The sequence below is a fragment of the Pseudonocardia sp. ICBG601 genome (assembly GCF_020496245.1).
Genome location: NZ_JAHLJA010000177.1, coordinates 1 through 5,155 on the forward strand (window position 1 = coordinate 1; position 5,155 = coordinate 5,155).

Genomic DNA, 5,155 nt, shown 5'->3' on the forward strand with positions numbered 1-5,155 from the left:
GGATCAGGTCAGGGCCCCAGCCCTGACTCAAGATCGAGAACTGTAGAGGTGGGTGGGGTGGCGCCCGACACCTCGACCGGCCGTCAAGCGAAGCAGGGTGGTTGAGGTGTCGGGCGCCACCCCACCCACCGAGACCGGTGTTTCCGCAGGTCACAGGCGGGTTGTGGCGGTGTGACGGTCGAGATCAGTTTCTGGTCGCTTCAAAGCCGGTTCAAAGGCGCTTCAAAGCCGCTCTCGGGGCACTCGCGCCGCTTCCGCCCCCCCGGGGTGCGGTCCGGGTCGGTTTGCCGTCGACTGTCCGGCACGGCGACGACACCGTCGGGGTGTCGCCGCGACTGCATCGCGTGACTCCACTACACTTGTGCACACAGGTAGACAACTGCCTTCGTGATCATCACCAGTGAGGAAGGAGCTGCGGTTATGTCCATCGACGTCACGAGTGATCGTCCGGTGTTCGCTCAGATCGCGGATACGCTCCGCGAGCAGATCAGGTCCGGCGTACTTGCACCGGGGGCCAAGCTGCCCAGCGAGCCTGACCTTGTCGCTCAGTTCAAGGTCAACCGCAACACGGCTCGTCGTGCGCTCGCAGAGCTGCAACAGGAAGGGCTCATCGACAGCAAGCGCGGGATCGGGTCCTTCGTCCGCGAGGTCGCTCCGGTCCTGGCGCTGCGCAACGACCGCTTCTCTCGCTCCGCTCGGGCGGCAGGCAAGGGTGCTCTAGCTGCTGAGGCCGAGGCCCTGGGGCTCACCTGGCAGTCCGAGGACCAGAGCCCCATCGAGACCGTCACGGTCTCGTCGGAGATCGCCGAGGTCATCGGTGAGGCCACCGCTGTCGTAAAGCGCCGGCGTATGTGGGTTGCAGGTGTACCGACCCAGCTCGCCGACAGCTATATCCCTGCCAGCGTCGACGCCCAGATCGGCTACTCGGCTGGCCAGACGGCTCCCGGCGGCATCTACGGGCTCTTGGAGGCCAACGGCTTCCCGCTCGCGCGATTCCGTGAGGAGCTGATGTCACGCCAGGCCCGACCGGAGGAGGCGGTGGCGCTGCACCTGCCCACCGGGGCGCCGGTGACCGCACTCGTCCGCCACGCCATCACCGGCGACGGCCGGGTCGTCGAGTACTTCGACTCCGTTGCCGCTGGTGGCCTGCACCGCTACGTCTACGAGTTCGACGCAACCGACTGACCAGCCAAAAACAGCCAGAGACTGGGCCGATCGAGTGAGCGGCCCTTTCTCTTGCGGTGACTACTTGTCTATCCAGGTACCCGTGTGGGAAGGTAGACAGGTAGATAAGCTGACGGTCAGGTCCGGAGTGGCGGATCGAGAACACGGGAGATGCGCATGTCGAACCAGGGTCCGAACAGCTTCAAGATCGATCAGGCTGCGACGTTCCAGATGGTCATGGTCATGGACGTCGCACCGAAGCTGCGCTTCGGCAGCGAGACCGACCAGGAGTGCATGAAGGACGGCACCCCGAAGTGGACGGCGCAGGTCACGGCCGGGTTCCGGACCTTCGGTGCCCCGAAGTTCGCGGTCCTGTCGATCACCATCGCTTCGCACGAGGACCCCCGCCAGGGTGTCCAGCCCGGTATGTCGGTCGAGCTGGTCGGCTTGGAGGTCGGTGTGATGGACAAGAAGATCAAGGACCGCGACACCGGCCAGGAGAAGGTGGTGGGGGCGCAGGTCTACTACCGCGCCGAGGGCATCCGCCCGATCGGCGGCACGGCCCACAAGCGCGGCGAGCAGGCCGCGTGATGTCCGGCCCGGCCGTCCTGGTGCTGGTCTGCACCTTCTGCCAGGACGTCACCGAGATCGTCGACGACGGTGACCGGCTGCCTGATCAGTGCCCGCGGTGCGACGGCTGGGCCTTCACCGGCGACCTCGCCACGACCTCGTCGACCGACTCGACTCCGCTCGCCCGCGCGAGCTGACCACGACCACGGCTGAGGCCTCGGTCCGGATCACCTCCGGTCCGGGGCCGTTCTGAGGAAGGGGGGCCCGAGATGGGCATCTGGACCACCGCCTGCCGGGCGGAGCGAGAGCAGGACCGGGCTGGGCGTGAGCTGGTCGACCAGCTCACCGACACGTGGCGCCGGGCCTGTGAGCACGTCGGGTTGTCGCACGCCGTGCAGGTCGCCTCCGGCACCACGATCGTCGTCCCGACGCTGGCCCGGGCGGATGTCTCTGGCCCCGACCCGGTCCTGATTGTCAAGCTCATGCCGGGCCAGCTCGCCGCCGACTTCCGGGCCCCTGAGGTGGCCGAGCGGCTCTCGGGGTCTCTGGGCTGTGACCGCATCCGGGTCGAGCCTCGGGGTCCGCACTGGGTTCGGATCGAGTTGCTCACCGGAGACCCGCTCGCCGTCGACGTCACCACCTCGCTCCCCGCCCGCGACCACTCGGTCAGCGGAGCTCAGGTCCTCGTCGCCCGCGACGAGCTTGGCTGCCCGCTGGCGATGCCGTGGGTCCAGGCTCCGCACGCTTGTGTGCAGGGCGCGACCCGCTCGGGTAAGTCGGTGTGGTGCTACTCGGTGTTGGCGCAGCTCGCCCGCCTGGACGACGTCCTGATCGCCGGGTCAGACCCCTCCGGGCTGCTGCTCGGCCGCCCCTGGGCAGGCACCCGGCACCACGAGTGGCAGGCCACCGGTAGCGGCGACGTCTTGGCTCACCGCGACCTGCTCGACCGGCTGGTCGGGGAGATGGACGCGCGTATCGCCGAGCTGCCCGACCGCCACGACAAGCTCACCGCCTTCACCCGTGACCGGCCGCTGATCGTGGTGGTGCTCGAGGAGCTGGCCGGCCTACTGCGGCTGGCCTCCACCACCCCGACCCCGAAGGGCGAGCCGAAGGTGCGTGAGCAGCTGCTGCACGCGTTCGGGCGTCTGGTGTCGGAGGGGCACAAGGCCGGGATGCGGCTGCTGGTGGTCACCCAGCGCGCCGACGCGACGATCATCGAGGGCTTCGCCCGCGGGCAGCTCGGGCTGCGGCTGAGCTTCCGCGTCGACGACCCCGAGGCCCTGGTCATGCTCCATGGCCAGGACGCCCGCGCCGAGCTGGTCCAGCACCGGCAGTCTCCGCCCGGCGTCGCCCTGGTCCAGGCCCCCGGCATCGCGCTGACCCGAGCCCGCGGCCCGCGCCTGCCTGGGCCGTCGGAGGACGCCGACTACGCCCGGTACTGGGACGAGGTTGCAGGGGACGCCCCGGCGCGCCTCCACCAGGTAGCGGCCTGAATAGGCCAGAGTCAGCGGCCAAGGCCGACAAAGAAGTGAGCCCCCAGGAGTGTCATCCCAGGGGCTCGCCCGTCGGCCGGAAGTCATCACCATAACGATCGGACTGGACCGGCCAACATGGCTACTTCAAGCTTAACCCCGCCCCCGCGACTCGGGGCTACGGCACGCGGGCACATCTCGATCGCCTACGCCTCCCGCCGTCCCGCGCGGCATGCTGTGGTGTCGGTCAACCGTCGGCGTCGTCCTATCGACGACAGCACCGGATGCCGGACGGCGAACAGGGGCACCGCCCGTCTCGACCGCTGCCCTTCCTCGATACAAGGCCGCCTGAGCGGTGGTCAGGTTCAGTCAAGGGTCGACGGAGTCGATCGCGGAGCGACGCCGCTCGCGGCGCCCTTGGCGGGTTCTGAGCACCGTTCGACACTTGGGCCGCTTCGAGGGAGGGCTCACCGCAGCACGCGCTACTGCACCGGCACCGAGAACACTCTCAGTCTTCGTGCCGCAGGCGCGCGCCCGGCCGGGCCGGGTCCGGCCCGCGGGCCGGAGGCAGGAGCGGGCCGGAGCCCGTCCCGGCCGGGCACCGGCCAGAGCGGGCTGATCGCTGGGGGTGCTCGATGACCGCCGCGCTGACGCGCGTCGACACCGCGGGCGTGCCCGCGCTTGGTAACGACGCGATAAGTGACTCCGCCGCTGGTCAGAGCCATGGGGATGATCTTGCGAGGACGTTCTGGGAGCGTCAGGATCAGGCGTTGCGGGAGAAGTACGTTGCGCGGCGCAAGCTCGCGGAGATCACGACGTTGCCGCGGGTCGCGCGGTGCGGTCGGGTCTCGATCAACACTGGAGGTGAGGTGTCGCTGCATCACACCCCGGGCTCGGGTGAGGAGCCCGGCTCGGCCGGGTTCGGTGGCCTGGTGACCTGCGGGAGCGTCTGGGATTGCCCGGTGTGCTCGGCGAAGATCAGCGCGAAGCGGGCGAAGGAGCTCCAGCACTTGATCAACTGGAACGCTGAGCGGGGTGGGACGGTCGCGCTGCTGACCTTGACGATGAGCCATCACAAGGGCCACAGCCTGCGGGAAGTCCGTCGGGCGCTGACCCGGGCGTGGCGGCACCTGAGCACGTCACGGTCCTGGCAGGAGCTTAAACAGCTCCTCGACATGGACTACGTGCGCGGCATCGACGCGACTCAGGCGGAAGTGAACGGCTGGCACCTGCACATCCACGCCTTGTTGATCTTCCCGGAGGATGTGACTGCGCGGGTTCCGGAGCTGGTCACGAAGGTCTACAAGCTTTGGACCGCCGGGCTGGCGAAGTCCGGCTTCACCGCCTCGTTCGAGCACGGGGTCGATGTCCGGGTCGGGTCCGGCGCGCTGGAGAAGATGGCCAAGTACATCTCCAAGCTGGCGTTCGAGACCGCAGGGGGCCGCTGGAAGCAGGGCAAGAACGGGTCGAGGACCCCGTTCCAGATCCTCGCTGACGCCCTGGAGACTGGTGACGAGCGCGACATCGCGTTGTGGCAGGAGTGGGAGCAGGGCTCGAAGGGCATGCAGCAGCTGGTCTGGTCGAACGGGCTCAAGGCCAAGTGCAAGCTCGACGAGATCGACGACGAGACCATCGCGGAGGAGAACGCTGGAGGCGAACTCGCAGCGGTTCTACCTGCACGAACCTGGCGCAAGGTCTACCCCGAAGCCGAGGACCTCCTGCTCGCCACTCGCCACGGCGGTGTCCCCGCCGCGCACGCCTGGCTCGACGCCCGGGGTCTGGACTTCGAGTTCGAGACCGATACCACCGAACGCGCCGTGCAACTCGACGATCCACCCGAGCGACAACCGTTCGGCTGGCTTAAGGCAGCCCTGGCAGCTGAGGACCCCGAGCAGCGTCGAGCACGCCGACGCTGGTTCACCACACACCGGTTCGCCGAGCAACGGTTC

5 protein-coding genes are annotated in these 5,155 nt (G+C 68.6%); all 5 read left to right on the forward strand.

The genetic code is table 11. The features are described from left to right. Positions 1–420: 420 nt before the first annotated feature. Positions 421–1,185: a GntR family transcriptional regulator gene (locus KPL57_RS57390; protein WP_226350988.1), complete on the forward strand. Its 765-nt coding sequence runs from the start codon at positions 421–423 to the stop codon at positions 1,183–1,185. 156 nt (positions 1,186–1,341) lie between these two features. Continuing rightward, complete coding sequence (locus KPL57_RS57395) at positions 1,342–1,755, forward strand: hypothetical protein (protein WP_226350987.1); 414 nt, start codon at positions 1,342–1,344, stop codon at positions 1,753–1,755. After that, a complete protein-coding gene (locus KPL57_RS57400; RefSeq protein ID WP_226350986.1) occupies positions 1,755–1,931 on the forward strand; it encodes a hypothetical protein in 177 nt (58 codons plus the stop codon). Before KPL57_RS57395 ends, KPL57_RS57400 begins: the two co-directional genes overlap by 1 nt. A 72-nt stretch (positions 1,932–2,003) precedes the next feature. After that, positions 2,004–3,227 (forward strand): hypothetical protein, encoded by a 1,224-nt coding sequence (locus KPL57_RS57405; RefSeq protein WP_226350985.1) that lies wholly within the window; start codon positions 2,004–2,006, stop codon positions 3,225–3,227. Between the two features lie 614 nt (positions 3,228–3,841). Further along, positions 3,842–5,155, forward strand: a 1,314-nt coding sequence (locus KPL57_RS57410) for a protein rep (RefSeq protein ID WP_226358535.1), incomplete at its 3' end; no start/stop codon positions are given.

What these genes read in the sequence shown, in the direction of transcription:
- KPL57_RS57395 (WP_226350987.1), top strand. Translation starts at nt 1,342, where the DNA reads ATGTCGAACCAGGGTCCGAACAGCTTCAAGATCGATCAGGCTGCGACG.
- KPL57_RS57405 (WP_226350985.1), top strand. Translation starts at nt 2,004, where the DNA reads ATGGGCATCTGGACCACCGCCTGCCGGGCGGAGCGAGAGCAGGACCGG.
- KPL57_RS57390 (WP_226350988.1), top strand. Translation starts at nt 421, where the DNA reads ATGTCCATCGACGTCACGAGTGATCGTCCGGTGTTCGCTCAGATCGCG.
- KPL57_RS57400 (WP_226350986.1), top strand. Translation starts at nt 1,755, where the DNA reads ATGTCCGGCCCGGCCGTCCTGGTGCTGGTCTGCACCTTCTGCCAGGAC.